The organism is Lactobacillus sp. WILCCON 0149 (assembly GCF_057197965.1).
The window spans coordinates 1674076-1692364 of the sequence record NZ_JBUBHO010000001.1 but is presented as its reverse complement, the minus strand read 5'-3'; the positions used below and the strand labels follow the sequence as shown (position 1 = coordinate 1692364).

The 18289-nt window shown below is 51.6% G+C and carries 18 protein-coding genes and 1 tRNA gene; 15 read left to right on the top strand and 4 right to left on the bottom strand.

Annotated features, from left to right (window positions below; translation table 11 throughout):
- Positions 1 to 3: 3 nt before the first annotated feature.
- From ACYVUV_RS07805 to whiA, 4 genes are all read left to right on the top strand, one after another.
- Positions 4 to 1062 (top strand): DmpA family aminopeptidase, encoded by a 1059-nt coding sequence (locus ACYVUV_RS07805; protein ID WP_439775316.1) that lies wholly within the window; start codon positions 4 to 6, stop codon positions 1060 to 1062.
- A 101-nt stretch (positions 1063 to 1163) separates the two neighbouring features.
- A complete protein-coding gene (gene rapZ / locus ACYVUV_RS07800; protein WP_439775322.1) occupies positions 1164 to 2042 on the top strand; it encodes an RNase adapter RapZ in 879 nt (292 codons plus the stop codon).
- Positions 2043 to 2051: 9 nt separating this feature from the next.
- Positions 2052 to 3071, top strand: a complete 1020-nt coding sequence (locus ACYVUV_RS07795) for a gluconeogenesis factor YvcK family protein (protein WP_439775317.1) — start codon at positions 2052 to 2054, stop codon at positions 3069 to 3071.
- A 7-nt stretch (positions 3072 to 3078) separates the two neighbouring features.
- A complete protein-coding gene (gene whiA, locus ACYVUV_RS07790) occupies positions 3079 to 4011 on the top strand; it encodes a DNA-binding protein WhiA (protein WP_439775318.1) in 933 nt (310 codons plus the stop codon).
- Positions 4012 to 4079: 68 nt separating this feature from the next.
- Here the strand turns inward: whiA and ACYVUV_RS07785 are convergent, their stop codons facing one another.
- The gene (locus ACYVUV_RS07785; protein ID WP_008461710.1) at positions 4080 to 4664 is read right to left on the bottom strand and encodes an ATP-dependent Clp protease proteolytic subunit; all 585 of its coding nucleotides are present in this window, start codon (positions 4662 to 4664) and stop codon (positions 4080 to 4082) included.
- Positions 4665 to 4848: 184 nt separating this feature from the next.
- Here ACYVUV_RS07785 and ACYVUV_RS07780 point away from each other — a divergent pair, with 184 nt between their 5' ends.
- The 4 genes from ACYVUV_RS07780 to ACYVUV_RS07765 all read left to right on the top strand — a co-directional run bounded on the left by ACYVUV_RS07780 (position 4849) and on the right by ACYVUV_RS07765 (position 9359).
- Entirely contained in the window at positions 4849 to 6345 is a 1497-nt protein-coding gene (locus ACYVUV_RS07780; RefSeq protein WP_484499236.1) for an SH3-like domain-containing protein, read from the top strand.
- A gap of 361 nt (positions 6346 to 6706) precedes the next feature.
- The gene (gene trpX / locus ACYVUV_RS07775) at positions 6707 to 7687 is read left to right on the top strand and encodes a tryptophan ABC transporter substrate-binding protein (RefSeq protein WP_439775929.1); all 981 of its coding nucleotides are present in this window, start codon (positions 6707 to 6709) and stop codon (positions 7685 to 7687) included.
- An 18-nt stretch (positions 7688 to 7705) separates the two neighbouring features.
- Positions 7706 to 8602, top strand: coding sequence for an ABC transporter permease (locus ACYVUV_RS07770; protein ID WP_439775930.1), 897 nt, complete (start codon positions 7706 to 7708; stop codon positions 8600 to 8602).
- Complete coding sequence (locus tag ACYVUV_RS07765) at positions 8595 to 9359, top strand: ABC transporter ATP-binding protein (protein WP_439775931.1); 765 nt, start codon at positions 8595 to 8597, stop codon at positions 9357 to 9359. The genes ACYVUV_RS07770 and ACYVUV_RS07765 overlap by 8 nt, the downstream gene beginning before the upstream one ends.
- A 72-nt stretch (positions 9360 to 9431) precedes the next feature.
- On the opposite strand, the gene ACYVUV_RS07760 is transcribed toward ACYVUV_RS07765, so the two are convergent.
- A tRNA-Arg gene (locus ACYVUV_RS07760) sits at positions 9432 to 9503 on the bottom strand.
- A gap of 296 nt (positions 9504 to 9799) precedes the next feature.
- Between ACYVUV_RS07760 and ACYVUV_RS07755 the strand changes: the two genes are divergently transcribed.
- The 5 genes from ACYVUV_RS07755 (at position 9800) to ACYVUV_RS07735 (ending at position 15024) form a co-directional block, all read left to right on the top strand.
- Complete coding sequence (locus ACYVUV_RS07755) at positions 9800 to 10843, top strand: sugar-binding domain-containing protein (RefSeq protein ID WP_439775932.1); 1044 nt, start codon at positions 9800 to 9802, stop codon at positions 10841 to 10843.
- A gap of 37 nt (positions 10844 to 10880) precedes the next feature.
- Positions 10881 to 11897, top strand: a complete 1017-nt coding sequence (gene gap / locus ACYVUV_RS07750; protein ID WP_201330120.1) for a type I glyceraldehyde-3-phosphate dehydrogenase — start codon at positions 10881 to 10883, stop codon at positions 11895 to 11897.
- Between the two features lie 96 nt (positions 11898 to 11993).
- Positions 11994 to 13205 carry a phosphoglycerate kinase gene (locus ACYVUV_RS07745; protein WP_439775359.1) on the top strand — a complete coding sequence of 404 codons (1212 nt, stop codon included), beginning with the start codon at positions 11994 to 11996 and terminating at the stop codon, positions 13203 to 13205.
- 18 nt (positions 13206 to 13223) lie between these two features.
- Positions 13224 to 13982: a triose-phosphate isomerase gene (tpiA, locus tag ACYVUV_RS07740; RefSeq protein WP_439775358.1), complete on the top strand. Its 759-nt coding sequence runs from the start codon at positions 13224 to 13226 to the stop codon at positions 13980 to 13982.
- 475 nt (positions 13983 to 14457) lie between these two features.
- Positions 14458 to 15024: a GNAT family N-acetyltransferase gene (locus tag ACYVUV_RS07735; RefSeq protein ID WP_439775357.1), complete on the top strand. Its 567-nt coding sequence runs from the start codon at positions 14458 to 14460 to the stop codon at positions 15022 to 15024.
- On the opposite strand, the gene ACYVUV_RS07730 is transcribed toward ACYVUV_RS07735, so the two are convergent.
- Both ACYVUV_RS07730 and ACYVUV_RS07725 read right to left on the bottom strand, forming a co-directional pair.
- Positions 14981 to 15550, bottom strand: a complete 570-nt coding sequence (locus ACYVUV_RS07730) for an LURP-one-related family protein (RefSeq protein WP_439775356.1) — start codon at positions 15548 to 15550, stop codon at positions 14981 to 14983. The two genes, ACYVUV_RS07735 and ACYVUV_RS07730, sit on opposite strands and share 44 nt — an antisense overlap.
- Positions 15547 to 16431, bottom strand: a complete 885-nt coding sequence (locus ACYVUV_RS07725) for a Cof-type HAD-IIB family hydrolase (protein ID WP_439775355.1) — start codon at positions 16429 to 16431, stop codon at positions 15547 to 15549. Before ACYVUV_RS07725 ends, ACYVUV_RS07730 begins: the two co-directional genes overlap by 4 nt.
- 161 nt (positions 16432 to 16592) lie before the next feature.
- On the opposite strand from ACYVUV_RS07725, the gene ACYVUV_RS07720 reads away from it, so the two are divergent.
- Together ACYVUV_RS07720 and pta are read left to right on the top strand one after the other, a co-directional pair.
- Positions 16593 to 17276 (top strand): uracil-DNA glycosylase, encoded by a 684-nt coding sequence (locus tag ACYVUV_RS07720; RefSeq protein ID WP_439775354.1) that lies wholly within the window; start codon positions 16593 to 16595, stop codon positions 17274 to 17276.
- Positions 17277 to 17295: 19 nt separating this feature from the next.
- Positions 17296 to 18285: a phosphate acetyltransferase gene (gene pta, locus ACYVUV_RS07715; protein WP_439775353.1), complete on the top strand. Its 990-nt coding sequence runs from the start codon at positions 17296 to 17298 to the stop codon at positions 18283 to 18285.
- The last annotated feature ends 4 nt before the right edge of the window (positions 18286 to 18289 follow it).

Below are 18289 nucleotides of genomic sequence, written 5' to 3'. Positions count from 1 at the left end.
AAGATGGGCTTAAAAGGAGAACTGTTTTTGCCCCGGGCCTATCAAACCGGAGAAAAAAACGACATAACCGATGTTCCGGGGGTTAAGGTGGGCCAGGTAACCCTGCGAAAGGGCGGGGTCAATACCGGCGTCACGGCAATTTTGCCCGGAAGTGATATTTTCAAGCAAAAAATGCTGGCCAGCGGCCAGGTCATCAATGGCTTCGGCAAAACGACCGGCCTGGTCCAGATCAATGAGCTGGGCACTTTGGAGACCCCGGTCCTCATGACCAACACCCTGGCCGTGGGGACCTGCTGGACGGCCTTGACCCGCTACATGCTGGACCGCAATCCGGAGATCGGTCTCACAACCGGGACGGTCAATCCGGTCGTGATGGAGTGTAACGACGGGGACTTGAACGATATCAGATCCCTGCCGGTTAAAGAAAGTGATGCTCTGGCGGCCCTGGCTTTGGCTGAAGAGAATCCGCCCTTGCAAGAGGGCAACGTAGGTGCTGGAACCGGGATGCGCTGTTTAGGCTTTAAGGGCGGCATTGGGTCAGCCTCCAGGCTTTTGGAACTGGGGGGCAAAAAATACCACTTGGCCAGCCTGGTTTGCGCTAATTTCGGGGCTTTTGGCAAATTGCGGGCCGGAGGCCGGCTGTTGGGCCAGGAATTAAAAGCCGCCGTTTTGGCCCGGGCAAAAGCAGAAAATAACCAGCTTTATGACCGCTATCAAAAAGACCAGGGGTCAATCGTGATGGTGATCGCCACCGACCTGCCCCTCTCTAGCCGGCAACTTGGCCGCCTAGCCCGCCGCAGCGCGGTTGGCTTAGCCAGGACCGGGTCGTATATTGGGGACGGGTCCGGCGATATCGCCTTGGCTTTTTCCACGGCGCAAAGAGTCAGCCATTTCGCCAAAGAAGCAGAAAGCTTCAGCTTTTTGCCAGACAGTCAGCTGGACCCGGTCTTTGAAGCCGGGGCGGAGACGATCGAAGAAGCGGTTTTAAGCGCTCTGGTGCACGCGGAGACCCTGACTGGATTTAAGGGGAGAACGGTCTATGGTCTGCGGGATTTTTTATAATAAGAGTGAAGAATAGGAATGCAGGCAGGGCTAATTGATTGCCAAGACGCGGCACGCCCGGTATGATAGAATTTAACGTTTTAAGGGAGCAATACGGAATCATGCATGAAAAATACAAGAAACAGCTGTTGATTTTGACGGGGATGAGCGGGGCCGGCAAGACTGTCGCCGCCCACTCACTGGAGGACGTCGGCTACTTCGTGGTCGACAACCTGCCCCCGGAATTGCTGGGCAATTTCTGGGACCTGATGAACACCTCGGAAGATTTTGAAAAAGTTGCCGTGGTGATCGACCTCAGAGTCAAGTCCTTCTACAAGGACCTGATCGACGAAATCAACTCCCTGGAAGACAGCGGCCAGACCCAGGCCACGATCGTCTTTTTGGAAGCTTCTGACGACACCCTGGTGGCTCGCTACAAGGAAACCCGCCGCCTGCCGCCATTGGCGGAAAATGGCCGCCTTTTGGACGGGATCCGGGATGAGCGCCGCCTTTTGACCCCGGTGAGAAACCGGTCCAACTACATTTTGGACACTTCCAAGATGACGCCAAAGGAGCTGAAGCAGAAGCTGCAGAGCAAGTTTGGGGCCCTCCACAAGCCAAAATTCGGGATTGAGGTCATGTCCTTCGGCTTCAAGTACGGGATGCCGATCGACGCCGACATCGTCATGGATGTTCGCTTTTTGCCCAACCCCTTCTACATTCCGGAACTGCGTCCCTTCACGGGGCTGGACAAGCGGGTCTTCAACTATGTCATGGACAAGGACGAAACCAAGGTCTTCTATGGCAAGCTGCTGGACCTCTTGTTGACGGCAATTCCAGGCTACATCAACGAAGGCAAGGAAAAACTGACGATTGCCATCGGCTGCACGGGCGGTCAGCACCGCAGCGTCTCGATTGCCCAGCAGCTGGCGCGCGACTTGTCTGAAAAATATCCGGTTGACATTACCCACCGGGAAATCAGCCGTTATCTCAGAAAGTAGGAATTCAGCATGTCTTTAGGCGAAAACAAGATCATCCGCATCATCAAGCGCCGCCGGCCCCGGGTGGTCGTTATTGGCGGGGGGACCGGCCTGCCGGTTATTTTGCAGGCTTTGAAAAAGCAGGACGCGGAGATCACGGCAATCGTGACCGTCTCTGACGACGGCGGTTCATCCGGGATCATCCGCAACTATATCAACGTCGTGCCCCCGGGCGATATCCGCAATGTTTTGGTTTCTTTGAGCGACCTGTCGGAAGAAAAAAAGCAGATCTTCCAATACCGCTTTGACTCAAAGGACTCCTTTTTCTCCGGCCATGCGATTGGCAACTTAATTATCGCGGCCTTAAGTGAGATGCAAGGGAATATTTTTGACGCTGTCCAGACCTTATCGGCCATGATGGAAGTCGACGGCCACATTTATCCTTCTGCTAACGAGCCTTTGACCTTGAACGCGGAATTCATGGATGGCAGCCAAAGCAGCGGGGAAGTGGAAATTACCAGCCAGCACAAGCAGATCAAGCGGGTCTGGGTAACGGCCGATGACGGTGAACCGGCGGCTCCCAGTCCGGTGATTGAGGCCATCATGCAGGCTGACGCCATCGTTTTGGGGCCGGGGTCACTGTTTACCTCAATTCTGCCCAACCTGATGATCCCTAATGTCGGGCAAGCAGTCCGGGAGACCAAGGCAGAAGTAGTTTACGTCTGCAACATCATGACCCAGGCCGGGGAAACTGTCGGCTTAAGCGATGCTGACCATGTCCGGGTCATCAACCAGCACCTGGGCGGCAACTATATCGACACGGCCCTGGTCAACGGGGCCCAGATTGACATGAGCAAGTTCCACCCGGAAGACTATGATGAATACTTAAAGCCGGTCGCCAACGATTTTGCCGGCTTGAAGGCGCAGAACTGCCGGGTGATCACGGATGACTTTATCGACCAAAGAAGTGGCCTGGTCTTCCATGACGGCGACAAAGTGGCCAGGGAAATCATCGACCTGGCCCTGCAGGAAATGTTTAAGAGAAAGTAGGAAGTTAATGGCGAGTTATGCCAGTGAGGTAAAAAAAGAGCTGACTTCAATCGAGGTCCATCCCGAGCACGCCAAGGCAGAGCTGGCGGCCTTTTTGCGGATGAACGCGGTTTTGAGCCGGCATGACGGGCAAATGAGCCTGGACATCGTGACGGAAAACCCGGCCATTGCCCGGCGGATTTTTTCCCTGATCAAGACGGCCTACGGTTTTGAGCCGCAGCTGATCGTGACCAGGAAGATGAAGCTGAAGAAGAACCACCAGTACCTGGTCAGAGTGGCCCAGATGGTCAGCGAGATCATGGCGGATCTGGAGATCTATTCCCCGGAAAAAGGCTTCATCACTGGGGTGCCGGACAAGATCAAGCATTCAGAGCAGCGGTCGATGTCCTACTTGCGGGGGGCCTTTTTAGCCAGCGGCAGCGTCAACAATCCGGAAACCAGCCGCTACCACCTGGAAATCTACTGCACCTATGCCAACCACTGCCAGGACTTGCAGGAGATCATGAACAAGTACTTCGACTTAAACGCCAAGGTGACGGCCCGCAGAAGCGGCAGCATCGTCTACTTGAAAGAAGCGGAAAAAATCGGCGACTTCCTTCACGTGGTCGGAGCGGTCAATGCCATGCTGGCCTTTGAGGATTTGCGGATCATGCGGGACATGCGCAATTCCGTCAACCGCCTGGTCAACTGTGACACGGCCAACCTCCGCAAGACGGCCAGCGCGGCGGCCAAGCAGGTGGAAGACATTGAACTGATCGAAGAAAAGCAGGGCCTGGAGTCTTTGCCGGAAAAGCTGGCCAGCCTGGCCCGCTTCCGCCTGCAGCACCCGGAACTCTCCCTTAAGGAACTGGCTGAGCAGGTTCCCGATGGCCCGATTTCCAAGTCCGGGGTCAACCACCGCTTGAAGAAACTGCATGAGATCGCGGAAAACCTTCGCTAATATAAGACAAAAGAAAAATCCAGACGGCTATAGCAGTCGTCTGGATTTTCTTTCCGCTAAAAAGCGGATTACTTGTTTTGGTTGACCATGATGTCGTCGATCAAGCCGTAGTCCTTGGCTTCCTGGGCGGTCATGTAGTGGTCGCGTTCAGTGTCGCGCTTGATGGTTTCGATGTCCTGGCCGGAGTCCTTGGCCAGAAGTTCGTTGATCATCTTTCTGGTCTTCAGGATTTCTTCAGCGGCAATCTGGATTTCCGTGGCTTGCCCTTGCGCCCCGCCCAAAGGCTGGTGGATCAGGACAGTAGCGTGCGGCAGGGCAAAACGCTTGCCCTTTTCGCCTTCGGCCAAAATGATTGAGGCCATGGAAGCTGCCATACCGGTGGCAATGGTGGAAACTGGGGACTTGATGAAGTTCATGGTGTCCACGATAGCCATGCCGGAAGTAATTACGCCGCCTGGTGAGTTGATGTACATGTAAATGTCTTTAGTGTTGTCTTGCGCGTCAAGGAAAAGCAGCTGGGCGATGATGGAGTTGGCCATTTGGTCGTTGACTTCACCGCTCAACATGATGATCCGGTCCTTCAGCAAGCGGGAGTAAATGTCATAAGCGCGTTCGCCGCGGGCCGTTTGTTCAATAACTGTAGGTACTAACATAATTTTCCTCCTAGTGAATTTGATTAGCACTCATTTGGATACAGTGCTAATTAAAACACTCCTGGCCCGGTCTGTCAAACTTGGAGCACTCTTTTTCGAAAAATAAACCGGTGCTATAATGTCCTTGTGTGGAAAGGCTTTTTTAGCCGGAAAAATCTGATTTATGTAGAAAGTGAAAAAAGAAATGAATAAGAAACTGCTTTGCTCGCTCCTCTTGGCGGCAGCCTTTGCCGGCCAGGCCAAAACGGCCCAGGCGGCTACGGTCAGCAAGATGCCGGGGACGAAAAACATGGGGATCTATGCCAAAGTGACAAGCAAGGGGGCCAGCAAGAAGCTGACGACCACCAAGTACTTCAAATACAGCAAGATCCAGTCAACGGCCAGCAAGAAGACCAAGAAGGGGACTTATGCATACATCTATGCCAACGGTCGTCCATTAGGCTGGGTTAGTGAAAAATGGTTCGTCAGAAACAAGATTTCGGCGGCCAAGCAGATTTACCTGGTCAAAGATGACAACCGCTTCAACTACAAGGATGCCATCAGCTATGTCACTGACGCTCACGGGACCATGGTGGACCCGGCGAATGGCGCGGTTAAGGCCAGTCTGTCCGGAGACAAGCTGACTTTTACCTATGGCAAGGCCAAGACGGTTGTTCAAGTAGTGAAGACGGCCAACCCGAACCGGGCGCTTAAGCCGGCCGTCACTGCCAAGAAGGGGCCTAAGGAAGTAGCCAGCACGAGAAGCCACTCCGGCAGCTCCAAGAACTGGAATGCCGCTCACCGCTACGGCGTAGAGACCAGCAGCAACCGCTGGAGTAGCGGCGGCTTGACTTTGGCTACCCAGCTTTGGGAGCCGCGCAACTTGAGCCTAGAGACCAATGACTGGCAGCAGGTCGGCCCCGTTATGGAAGGGTTGGCCGTAAATGGCGGCTGGGCTTACAGCAGCTGGTACCGGTCTGCCGCTGCCAGTGACCAGCTTAAAGGCAACATCGTAGCCTTTAACATGAAGAAGCTGAACAAGTACCAGGCCCAGTACCTGTCACCGCGCAGCTACCTTTACAAGAAGCTGAGTTTTAGCAAGTTCAAGACTTACTCCCAAAATGTCAAGGTGAGTCCGTACCTGCGCCTGGGCCACGGCCAGTCCCTGGGGGCAAGCGCAAAGTACATCTATGTTCTGGCCAACGAAAACAAGCTGCCGGGCGGGGCAAGCAATGGCTTTTACTCTGAAGAAATCCTGCAGCTGAAGAAGAGCGACTTGACTCTCAATAAGGTCTGGACCATCCGGGTTGACGTCGGCACTTCCGGCCGCTACTTCCACAACGCGGCTTTTGTGGGCGACAATACCATGTACGGGGTCTTCCACAATGCAGCTTACGGCCGCTATGAATTCTGGCGCTTGAACCTGGTCAACGACCGTTGGCAGGTCAGCCAGGTAACGGCCAGCCAGAGCCACTTTGTCAAGCAGCAGGCTGGCAATTCTCCAGTCCAAGGCTTCAGCGTGGGCGGCGGCAACATGTACCTGGCCTTCAACAACTTGATCTTCAAGCTGAAGACTGACGGGACTTACCAGAAGACCTGGAAGCATGTCTCCAACCGGGAAATCGAAGGCCTGGCCAGCGATGGCGGCCAGCTTTATGTCCAACTGGCCCAAAGAGGGGAAATTCTTTCCGGCCACTGGTAAAAAGAAATAAAAAATCCCCTTGACAGGGGAAAGGCTTTCCAGTAAGATTAGTTAAAAATAAATTAAATGTTAACCGAGAGGTAAAAAAGATGAACTTTCAAGCAATGGTAAAAGAAAGCTGGCAATTCAAGTAGAGATTGTTTCGCGGGGCGATTCAATCTGTTTTGGCTTGAATTGCTGTCTGAATTGCTGAAAGTTGATCAGGGTCCGGATAGTAAATAATCTATCCGGATTTTTCTTTTTGAGACAGTAAAGGAGGATCCAGGCGGATCCTCCTTTTTATTTTGCTTTCGGTTCGTTTGTTTTTATTTTTCCCTTTGTTTCAAAAAATAGTTTTTGATTTAATTTGCGAGGTAATGGAATGAAAAAGGTGCTCGCGGCCTTTGCCGCAATCTATCTCTTTTTGGCAGCTGCCCTTTTTATCAACATCAAGCCGGCAGCGCAGAAGAGCAAGGAAGTCAGAGTAGGGGTCTTGACCCTGATGCGCCACCCGGCCCTGGACGAAATTTACCGGGGCTACAAGGCGGGCCTGGCCAAGTCGGGCTACAAGGTCAAGATCGACTACCAAAACGCCAACAATGACCAGAGCAATCTGAAGACCATGGCGGAAAAATTAGTCAACAGCCAGGACCAGGTCCTCTTCGGGATTACGACCCCGTCATCTCAAGCCCTGGCCAACGCGACCAAAAAGAAGCCAATCGTCCTGGGGGCAGTGACTGACCCTAAGGGGGCGGGCCTGGTGAAAAACAACAAGCGTCCCGGCGGCAACATCACCGGGGTCAGCGACCGGGCGCCGATCAAGCAGCAGCTCAAGCTGATCCAGCGCTTTTTGCCCAAGCTGAAGACCCTGGGGATCATCTACACCTCAAGCGACAGCTCAGCCGTTTCTGGCTACAAGCAGATCGTCAGCTACTGCAAGCAGATGGGGATCAGCTACAAGGCTTACTCCATTTCCAACAGCAATGACTTGAACCAAGTTTCCCAGCAGATGCTGACCCAGGTTGACGCGGTGATCGTGCCAACTGACAACACGATTGCCGGGGCCATGCAGACCCTGGTTAAAAACGCCAACGCGGCTAAAAAGCCGGTCTTCCCGGCTGCTGGCACCATGGTTAAAGACGGGGGCCTGGCCACCTACAGCGTGGACCAGTACCAGCTGGGCCTGATCGGGGCCAAGATGACTGTCCAGATCTTAAAGGGCAAAAAGCCCGGCGACATGGCCATCCGCTATGTTGAACACGGCACGCCATACCTTAACCTTAAGGAAGCCAAGAAGCTGGGCATCAAGGTTCCGGCCAGCTTCTTAAAAGAAGCCAAGTCCAAGGGGACCATCTACAAGTAATTTGCAAGGAGGATTTTTATGAATTTGATCGTATCGGCAATCGGCCAGGGCTTCTTATGGGGGCTTCTGGGCCTGGGCCTCTTTCTCAGTTTCAGAATCATGAACACCACGGATATGACCGTGGAAGGGACTTTCCCTTTAGGCGCTGCCGTTTCAGTCAGCTTGATCGTGCAGGGGACCAACCCCTTTTTAGCCACTTTGGCCGCCTTTGGGGCCGGAGCTTTAGCTGGCCTGGTCACTGCCCTCTTGATCACCAAGGGCAAGATTCCCAGCCTTTTAGCCGGAATTTTGACCATGACCGGGATTTACTCCATTGACTTGATGGTCATGGGCAAGTCCAATGTCTCCCTTTTGGGCAAAAAGACCATCTATTCTCTGCCATTTTTGCAAAAACTGCCCCAGTACTTTGACAGCGTTGCTGCAGGCACCATCTTGATGGTTCTGGTAACTTGCGCTTTGATCTGGTTCTTGTCAACTGACTTTGGCCAGGCCTTCATCGCCACGGGTGACAACCCGCAGATGGCCAAGTCACAGGGGATCAGCCCCCAGCAGATGACGGTGGCAGGCCTCATGATCTCCAACGGCCTGGTTGGCCTCTGCGGGGCAGTTGTCGCCCAGAGCAACGGCTATGCTGACGTGAACATGGGGATGGGGACGATCGTTATTGCCCTGGCCTCTATTATTATCAGTGAGGTTGTCTTCAGAAACCTGGGCCTGGCCAGCCGCCTTTTCGCGGTGACCCTGGGCAGCATTATCTACCGCCTGCTTTTATTGGCGGTCCTGCAGGTAGGTCTGTCTTCAAACAACTTGAACTTGATTTCTTCACTGGTTCTGGCCGCCTGCATGATGCTGCCGCAAGTTGAAGAAAAACTCCGCCTCAAGCAGACTTTTATGAAAGGACTTAAGCATGACTAGTCAAAATTTACTGGAACTGACCGATTTGGAAGTGGTCGTCGGCCGCGGCACGAGTGAGGAAAACAAGATCCTGGGCAAGCTCAGCCTCAAGATCAAGCCAGGCGACTTTATCTGCCTGCTGGGCGGCAACGGGGCCGGTAAGAGCACCCTGCTCAACGTTTTGGCTGGGGCCATCCAGCCGACAAGCGGGCAGATCCTGCATGCCGGCAAAGACATCAGCAAGGAAAGCGAGGTCAAGCGCAGCAGCTACATCGCCCGGGTCTTCCAGGATCCCAAGATGGGGACGGCGCCCCGGATGACTGTAGCCGAGAATTTGCTTTTGGCGTCAAAAAGAGGGCAGAAGCGGGGACTGAAATTGCGCCGGCTGAAAGAAAACATTCCGGCCTTCAAAAAGGCCCTGGAGAAGGTCAACCCTGACCTGGCCGGCAAGCTGAACCTGCCGGTTGACCAGCTCTCAGGCGGCCAGCGGCAAGCCTTGAGCTTCGTTATGGCAACTTATAACAAGCCGGAGCTCTTGCTGTTAGACGAGCACACCGCGGCTTTAGACCCCAGATCCAGCCGCAAGCTGATGGAGGCAACCGATGAGCAGATTCGGGCTCAAAAGATCACCGCGGTGATGATTACCCACCATATGGAAGATGCCTTGAAGTATGGCAACCGCCTCTTGGTTTTAGACCACGGTCAGATCACCCATGACTACCAAGGCCTGGCCAAGCAGGACCTGACTTTGCAGGATCTAGCCGCTCTCTTTGACTGATAAAGAGAAGGCAAAACAAACAGAAAAAGACAAAAAGAAAACCGCTGCTGAAAAGCAGCGGTTTTAATATGATGGACCCCCTGGGAGTCGAACCCAGATTTCAAGAACCGGAATCTTGCGTGCGATCCATTACACTAAGGGTCCCAATCACAGTTATTAATTATAGCAGAGATTCAGAGAATGGGAAGGGGGAAAAGCAAAAAAATTGTAAAAACTTGTAAAGTATCTGCGAAAAAGGTCAAGAAAGTTATAAAACAGGCTTTTTGCCCGGGCAGGGTCAGAAAAAAACTTGCATACGGAGCGAATTCTGTTATACTAAGAGTGTCGAGAGAGAAATGGAGATTGAAGCGAAGTCTTGTTTCTCTTATATTTTTAAGCAATGTGGGACAGGAAACGACAACAACATGGTCGGAAAACGTCCCACTAGAAGGATGGTTACTTTGAACACGGATTTATCCCTGCTCGAACTGCTTGTTCCCGATGCTTTAAAGATCTTTCGACAAAGATATCTCATCCTTGAACAGGTCAGCCTGCATGCTCCGATCGGCCGCCGGACGGTGGCCAAGCAGCTGGGGCTGAGCGAACGGAACATCCGGACTGAAACTGATTACCTGCGTGACCAGGGTCTGATCGAAATCAAGAATTTCGGGATGTTCTTGACTGAAAAAGGAGAGAGTGTTGTAAAAGATGCAGCACCGATTGTTGATCGACTTTTTAATGCCAGCCAAGCAGAAGTATGGTTGGCTCAGGCTTTAGGAATTGATCGGACAATTATCGTGGCTGGCGACGCGGACCTGCAAAGCCGGGTTTATGACCTGGCGGGCGAAGAGCTGAATTCAGCCTTGAATTTGCTCTTGCCTCTGGCAGACTGCATTGTCACCGTCATGGGTGGCAAGACAATCGCCAAAGTGGCTAAGAAGCTGAACCGCAGCTTGAGTGAGAACCGGAGCTTGATCTTCGTCCCTGGCAGAGGGGCGCTGGGCGGTCGGGTCAACACGGAAAGCAACGCGGTTGTTCAGGAAATGGCCCGGGCGACTGGCGGCAGCTACGAATCCCTCTTTTTACCGGAACATGTTTCCAAGGACGCTTACCGTTCTTTGGTCCGGGATCCGGAAATCAGCGGGGTGCTGCAGGATATCTCCCAAAGCGATGTCGTGATTCATGGCATTGGCCTGGCCAGTGAAATGGCCAGGAGGCGGGGCTACGATTCTGTTGCCCTGGCCCGTCTGCGGGAGAACAAGGCCGTCACCGAATGTTTTGGATGTTTCTTCGATGAAGAAGGCCACGTTGTCGAACGCATCAGACAGGTTGGATTGCAGTTCGAGAACCTAACGAACGTCCCGCATATTCTGGCAATTGCCCTTGGCACGAGAAAGGCCAAGGCTATCAAGGCCTATATGCGCAACGCTCCTCATCAAACCTGGCTTATCACTGATGAGGCAGCCGCAAATCAGATTTTAAACGGGTCTTCCCGCTTAAAATAAAATGTTGTTTATAGTTCTTAAGGAGGACTTTTCGAATATGACAGTTAAGATTGGTATTAACGGTTTTGGCCGTATTGGTCGTTTGGCATTCCGTCGTATCATGGACTTGGGTGAAGAAACCAAGGACATCGAAGTTGTTGCTATCAACGACTTGACTACTCCAGCTATGTTGGCTCACCTGTTGAAGTACGACTCAACTCACGGCACTTTCGACCACGAAGTTTCAGCTACTGAAGACTCACTGGTTGTAGACGGCAAGAAGTACCGCGTATACGCTGAACCACAAGCTCAAAACATTCCTTGGGTTAAGAACGACGGCGTTGACTTCGTTCTTGAATGTACTGGTTTCTACACTAGCAAGGCTAAGTCACAAGCCCACCTTGACGCTGGTGCAAAGCGTGTCTTGATCTCAGCTCCAGCCGGCAACGACTTGAAGACTATCGTTTACTCAGTAAACCAAGACACTTTGACTGCTGACGACACTATCGTTTCAGCTGGTTCATGCACTACCAACTCACTTGCTCCAATGGCTAACGCTTTGAACAAGGAATTCGGTATCGAAGTTGGTACTATGACTACTATCCACGCTTACACTGCAACTCAAAAGGTTTTGGATGGTCCTGACAGAGGCAACAACTTCCGCAACGCTCGTGCCGCTGCTGAAAACATCATTCCTCACTCAACTGGTGCAGCTAAGGCCATCGGTCTGGTATTGCCAGAATTGAACGGCAAGCTTGACGGCCACGCACAACGTGTTCCAGTTAAGGACGGTTCAGAAACTGAACTTGTTACTATCTTGGACAAGAAGGTAACTGCTGAAGAAGTTAACGCAGCTATGAAGAAGTACGAAAGCCCATCATTTGCTTACAACGCAGACCAAATCGTTTCTACTGACGTATTGGGCATGACTGCTGGTTCAATCTTCGACCCAACTCAAACCCAAGTTATCACTGCAGGCGACAAGCAACTTGTTAAGACTGTTGCTTGGTACGACAACGAATACTCATTCACTTGCCAAATGGTTCGTACTTTGTTGCACTTTGCTACTCTTTAATTTAAAGTTCTCTAAATTGAATTAGTAGTGTGAAAGAAGGCGGAGGGAAATATCTTCCTTCCGTCTTTTTTCGATGAATATAGGAGATTTTTTTCAATGGCTAAATTGATTGTTTCTGACGTAGACGTTAAGGACAAGAAGGTTTTGGTTCGCGTTGACTTCAACGTGCCGATTAAGGACGGCGTTATTGGCGACGACAACCGTATCGTAGCTGCTTTGCCAACCATTAAGTACATCATCGAAAACGGCGGCAAGGCTATCTTGCTTTCCCACCTTGGCCGGATCAAGAGCGATGAAGACAAGAAGAGCTTGAGCCTGGCTCCAGTTGCCAAGCGTTTGAGCGAATTGCTTGAAAAGCCTGTAACTTTCGTACCTTCAAACGAAGGCAAGGAAGTTGAAGACGCTATCAACAACATGAAGGACGGCGACGTAGTTGTTTTGGAAAACACTCGTTTCCAAGACATCGACAACGACTTCGGCAAGCGGGAATCAAAGAACGACCCTAAGCTGGGTGAATACTGGGCATCATTGGGTGACGTATTTGTAAACGACGCCTTCGGTACTGCTCACAGAAGCCACGCTTCAAACGTTGGTATCGCTACTGCCATGAAGGCTGCCGGCAAGCCTGCAGCTGCTGGTTTCCTGCTTGAAAAGGAAATCAAGTTCCTGGGCAACGCTGTTGCTAACCCAGTTCACCCATTCGTAACTATCCTTGGTGGTGCTAAGGTTTCTGACAAGATCGGCGTTATCACCAACTTGATTCCAAAGGCTGACCACATCATCATCGGTGGTGGTATGGCTTACACCTTCTTGAAGGCTCAAGGCCACAAGATCGGCAAGTCCCTGGTTGAAGACGACAAGGTTGAATTTGCCAAGGAATTGTTGGAAAAGGCTGGCGACAAGCTGGTTCTGCCAATCGACAACGTAGCCGCAACTGAATTCAACAACGATGCAGCTTCAGAAGTTGTTGGCCAAGACATCCCAGACAACGAAATGGGCTTGGACATCGGTCCTAAGACTGTTGAACTCTTCAAGAAGACTCTTGAAGGTGCCAAGACTGTTGTTTGGAACGGGCCAATGGGCGTCTTCGAAATGCCAAACTTCGCCAAGGGTACTTTGGAAGTTGGTCGTGCTTTGGCTGACTTGCCAGACGCTACTACTATTGTCGGCGGTGGTGACTCAACTGCTGCTGCCAAGCAATTGGGGATCGCTCCTAAGTTGACTCACATCTCAACTGGTGGTGGCGCATCTCTTGAATACCTTGAAGGTAAGGAATTGCCAGGTATCGCTTGCGTTTCAGACAAGTAGTTTAGGAGGATTTTTCAAATGTCACGTACCCCAATTATTGCTGGTAACTGGAAGCTGAACATGAACCCAAAGGAAACTGTTGAGTTCGTAAACGCTGTTAAGGACCAATTGCCAGACCCATCAAAGGTTGAATCATTGATCTGTGCACCAGCAGTTGACCTTGACGCTTTGCTGAAGGCTGCCGAAGGCTCAAACCTGCACGTCGGTGCAGAAAACTGCTACTGGGAAAACTCCGGTGCCTTCACTGGTGAAAACTCTCCAGCAGTTTTGAAGGAAATGGGCGTGCAATACGTCATCATCGGCCACTCAGAACGCCGTGGCTACTTCCACGAAACTGACGAAGACATCAACAAGAAGGCTAAGGCTATCTTTGCCAACGGCATGACTCCAATTCTTTGCTGCGGTGAATCACTGGAAACCCGTGAAGCCGGCAAAGAAAACGAATGGGTTGTCAGCCAAATCAAGGCTGGCTTGGAAGGCTTGACTAGTGAACAAGTTTCCAAGCTGGTGATCGCTTACGAACCAATCTGGGCGATCGGCACTGGCAAGACTGCTTCAAGCGACCAAGCAGAAGAAATGTGCAAGACTATCCGTGAAACTGTTAAGGACTTGTACAACGAAGAAACTGCTGAAAACGTCCGCATCCAATACGGCGGTTCAGTAAAGCCAGCCAACGTTAAGGAATTGATGGCTAAGCCAGACATCGACGGTGGCTTGGTTGGTGGTGCTTCACTTAAGCCAGACTCATACCTGGCTTTGGTAAACTACCAAGACTAATTTTTGACTGTCATATCAAAAACGCTCCCTCGGGAGCGTTTTTCTTTTTGCCTTTTTTACTTCTCTATCTTCTTTCTCTTTTGTTCTTTTTGCTTTTTAAAGTTTTTTTCTAAAAAATCTCAGTCTATTTGTTGACACCGCTTACAAAGGTGGTATTATATAAGTGTAAACAAAAGGAAAGAGTTAATATTCAAGGAGGATACTCCACCAGAAAGTTTAGCTTAAATTCGCAGAGCATAACTAAATTAGGCTCGGGAAAGGACTGAGACCACCATAAAATGTAGTCGACAATTGAAGATAGAAGAAGTTCCTAACGGTTAAGTACGTGAGTAGATTAACTGTTAGGAACTTTTTGTTTGCCCAAAAAAGCGGTAGATTATCATTTTTCTTCTGACTATAGTAACATGAATTGTAAGATCAAAAGTTATATAGAAAATACAAAGAAAACAAGAATTCAGAAGAAAAGGAGAAAAATATGATCCGCAAGGCAAGGAAAAGCGACTTTGAAGCAATTTACCCGATTTTGAACCAGATCTTTGACGAGATGGACATGGACACCATCAACCGCCTGCCGGAGAGCCAGTTCTACGACTTGATGCGGCTGGGCTTTATCTCAGAAAACTACCGCTATTCCTACAACCGGATCTGGGTCGAGACTGACGAAAATGACCGGGTCAGAGGGATGATCTGCATGTACCCGGACAAGGCCCAGGGCATTATCGACGTGGTTCTTAGAAAAGAAATGGCCAAGGTTGGCCTGCCGATGACCACTGATATCTTCACCGACAAGGAAGCCCAAAAGGGCGAATGGTACATCGATGCCTTGGCGGTTTCTCCTAAGGACTGGGGGAAGGGGATTGCCAGCCGCTTGCTGGAACTGGCTCCGAAACTGGCCAAGAAGCATGGCTACAAGAAGATCAGCTTGAATGTGGATCTAGAAAACCCTCGCGCACAGCAGTTATACTTGCGCAAGGGTTTCGTAACGACTAATTCAATGACTATTGGCGACCGCGTTTACGACCACATGGTAAAAACAGTCTGAAGAAGCTGGCCGTGCTGGTCGCCCGCCGGTTGAGATTCGGGAACAAGTCCGGCAAATCGAGCGGGGTAACGTGCCACTGGGTAAAGAGAACTGCAATCAAAAGGATGAAGGGAGTATCTTCCTCCCGGCTGATCTGGCAGGTCAAGGTAATCCCCTTGTCGGCAACGACCGTGTCAACGGAAGCAACCTTCTTGAAGCCGCCGCGGAAGGAGTAGCTGCCTTGCTTGACGCTGCCATTGACCCAGTAGTTGAGCCGGGTAATGTAGAACAGGTTGGTCTGGCGGCTGTTGACCTTCTTGACGTGGACCAAGGAGTGGTGAATCACGTCCAGGGTGTAAGAGGCAATTAGGCCTGTTCCGTCGCTAAAAAGGCGGCCGATCTCTTCACCGCTGGTGTCCAGCAGGTAAAGGGTGTGGTTTGGATTGTCCAGGCGGCCGCGGATTGATCCAAAAGGCTTGCCTTCCTCGTCAGTGATTGGAATCTGGCCCGTGCGGCCTTCTTGGGTCAGGTAGAGAGTGTAAATCATTGGTCCTGCTCTTTTTGGTTGTCAGCAATGATCTTGTCGATAGCCCAAGCTACCCCGTCTTCATTGTTGCTCTTGGTGACGAAGCTGGCAATCGTCTTGATCTGCGGAACGGCATTGCCCATGGCCACCCCGGTACCGGCAGCCTGGATCATGCTTTCATCGTTCATGTTGTCGCCGATGGCCGCGATTTCCTCGCGCTGGATGCCCTTGGCCGCCGCGTAGTCCAGCAGGGACTGGCCCTTTTGCGCATTAGCAGCGTTGATTTCGATGTTGTCGGCCGCGCTGGAAGTAATTGAGAGCTTGTCGATTTGTTCAATTTCCTTGATGACGTCAGTGAAAGCGTACTGGCCCCGGGAATCGAAGACCAGGATCTTCATTACTTCAGTGCCTGGTTCATCCATCAAGTCTTCATAGCTTGGCACCTGCTGGATGCTGACGATGGCTGGCTTGCTGGCTGAAACCAAAACGGCCTGCTTGAAGGTCAGCATAGGGTTCAGTTCCACCATCAAGTGGGCCACGTTGGTGATCCGCTGGCTCAAGTCTTCTGAGTAGACGTGGTTGCTGGTGACCAGTTCGAAGTAGAAGCCTTCTTTTTTAAGCAGGCGGCAGATCTTCTTGGCGGTTTCCAGCTTCAGGGGATTCTTGACGATCAGGTTGCCAGCCGTGTCGAAGACCAAGCCCCCGTTTAAGTTGATAAAGCCGCAGTTAATTCCGTATTCTTTAAGCATGGGCTGGGATTCATGGGGTGCCCGGCCGCTGGCGACCATGAATTCAATCCCGTTTTCTTGAGCCCGTTTGATGGCTTGCACATTGGCGTCAGAAATTTCCATTGAAGAGTTCAGCAGGGTCCCGTCCAAGTCACAGGCGATCAGTTTAATCATGTTATTACCTCCTTGTTGTTATCGATTTCATAATAACATAAAGGAGGAAGTTTGATTACAGGAATACATTTCTTTATTTGAAAAAAGTTGTCGTGAATAATTTCACTAGTTCCTTTAAATCAAGGGGCAATCATGGTAAGATTGACTAAGGTGAATTACAGATGAAACATTTTATTGGAAATGATTGGGACCAGGTCCTTGCCCCGGTTTTTGAAAGTGATGAATATCACACGCTGCATGATTTTTTGAAAGAAGAATACCAGACCAAGCAGATCTATCCGGACATGTACCATATCTTTACGGCCTTCAAATTGACTCCTTTTAAAGATACCAAGGTTGTCATTTTGGGCCAGGACCCCTACCACAATCCCGGCCAGGCCAATGGCATGAGCTTTTCCGTCATGCCGGGTACGCCCCTGCCGCCGTCCTTGCGCAACATTTATAAAGAACTCTATGACGACGTTGGGGCTCAGCCGGTAAACCACGGCTATCTCAAGCGCTGGGCTGACCAGGGCGTCCTCTTGCTCAATGCCGTTTTGACCGTGCCATATGGCCAGGCTAACGGCCACCAGGGCAAGGGCTGGGAGGCGGTGACAGATGCTGCTATTAAGGCCTTGAGTGAGCGGGGACAGGTCGTCTTTATCCTGTGGGGCCGTTTTGCCCAAAACAAGATTCCCTTGATCGACCAGGAAAAGAACGTCATTATCAAGTCAGCCCACCCGAGTCCTTTTTCGGCTAACCGCGGCTTCTTCGGCTCCCGGCCCTTTTCAAGATGCAACGCGGCCTTAGAGGAGTTCGGCCTGGCTCCGGTTGACTGGCAATTACCGCAAAACCCGGAAGCATGATTTTTTGAGGAGATTATTGATGGAAGTTTTTGAACAATTAAAGCAATTGATTAAGCAAAAAGACAAGCAGCGGATCGTTTTCCCGGAAGGGGAGGACCCGCGGATCTTGACGGCGGTCAGCCGCTTGAAGCAAGATGACTTGGTTGAACCGATCGTCTTGGGGCAAAAGGACCAGGTCCTGGCCCTGGCGGAAAAAGAAGGCCTGGACATGACCGGGATCGAAATCGTGGACTACCAAAACAGCCCGGACTTTGACCAGATGGTGGAAAAGTTCCACGACCGGATGGCCGGGGGCAAGCACTTCCAGACCATGGAAGAAGCTGAAGCAGCCTTGCGTGATGCCAACTTCTACGGGACCATGCTGGTTTACACCGGCCAGGCCGACGGGATGGTGTCCGGGGCGGCCCACTCAACGGCGGATACGGTCCGGCCAGCCCTCTTCATTTTGAAGACCAAGCCGGGGATGCACCGGATTTCCGGCTCCTTCATCATGGAAAGAGGAGAAGAAAAGTATGTCTTTGCTGACTGCGCGATTTCCATCGACCCGACCAGCGACCAGCTGGTTGAATTCGCGGCTCAGTCAGCCGCTACGGCCAAGATGATCGGGATCGACCCGAAGGTGGCCTTCCTCAGCTTCTCAACTCACGGCTCAGCCAAGGGCCCGCAGGTGGACAAGGTGGCGGAAGCTGCCAAAATGTTTAAGGAAAAGTACCCGGACATCCCGGCTGACGGCGACTTGCAGTTTGACGCGGCCTTCGTGCCAGCCGTTGCGGAACTTAAGGCACCTGGCTCAGCCGTAGGCGGTCAGGCCAATGTCTTCATTTTCCCGGAACTGCAGTCAGGCAACATCGCCTACAAGATTACCCAGCGCCTTGGCAACTTTACGGCAATCGGCCCGGTTTTGCAGGGGATTGCCAAGCCGGTCAACGACCTCTCTCGGGGCTGTAGCGCCGATGATGTCTACAAGATCGGGATTTTGACGGCGGCTCAAGCCGTAATGGAAGGTTAAAAAG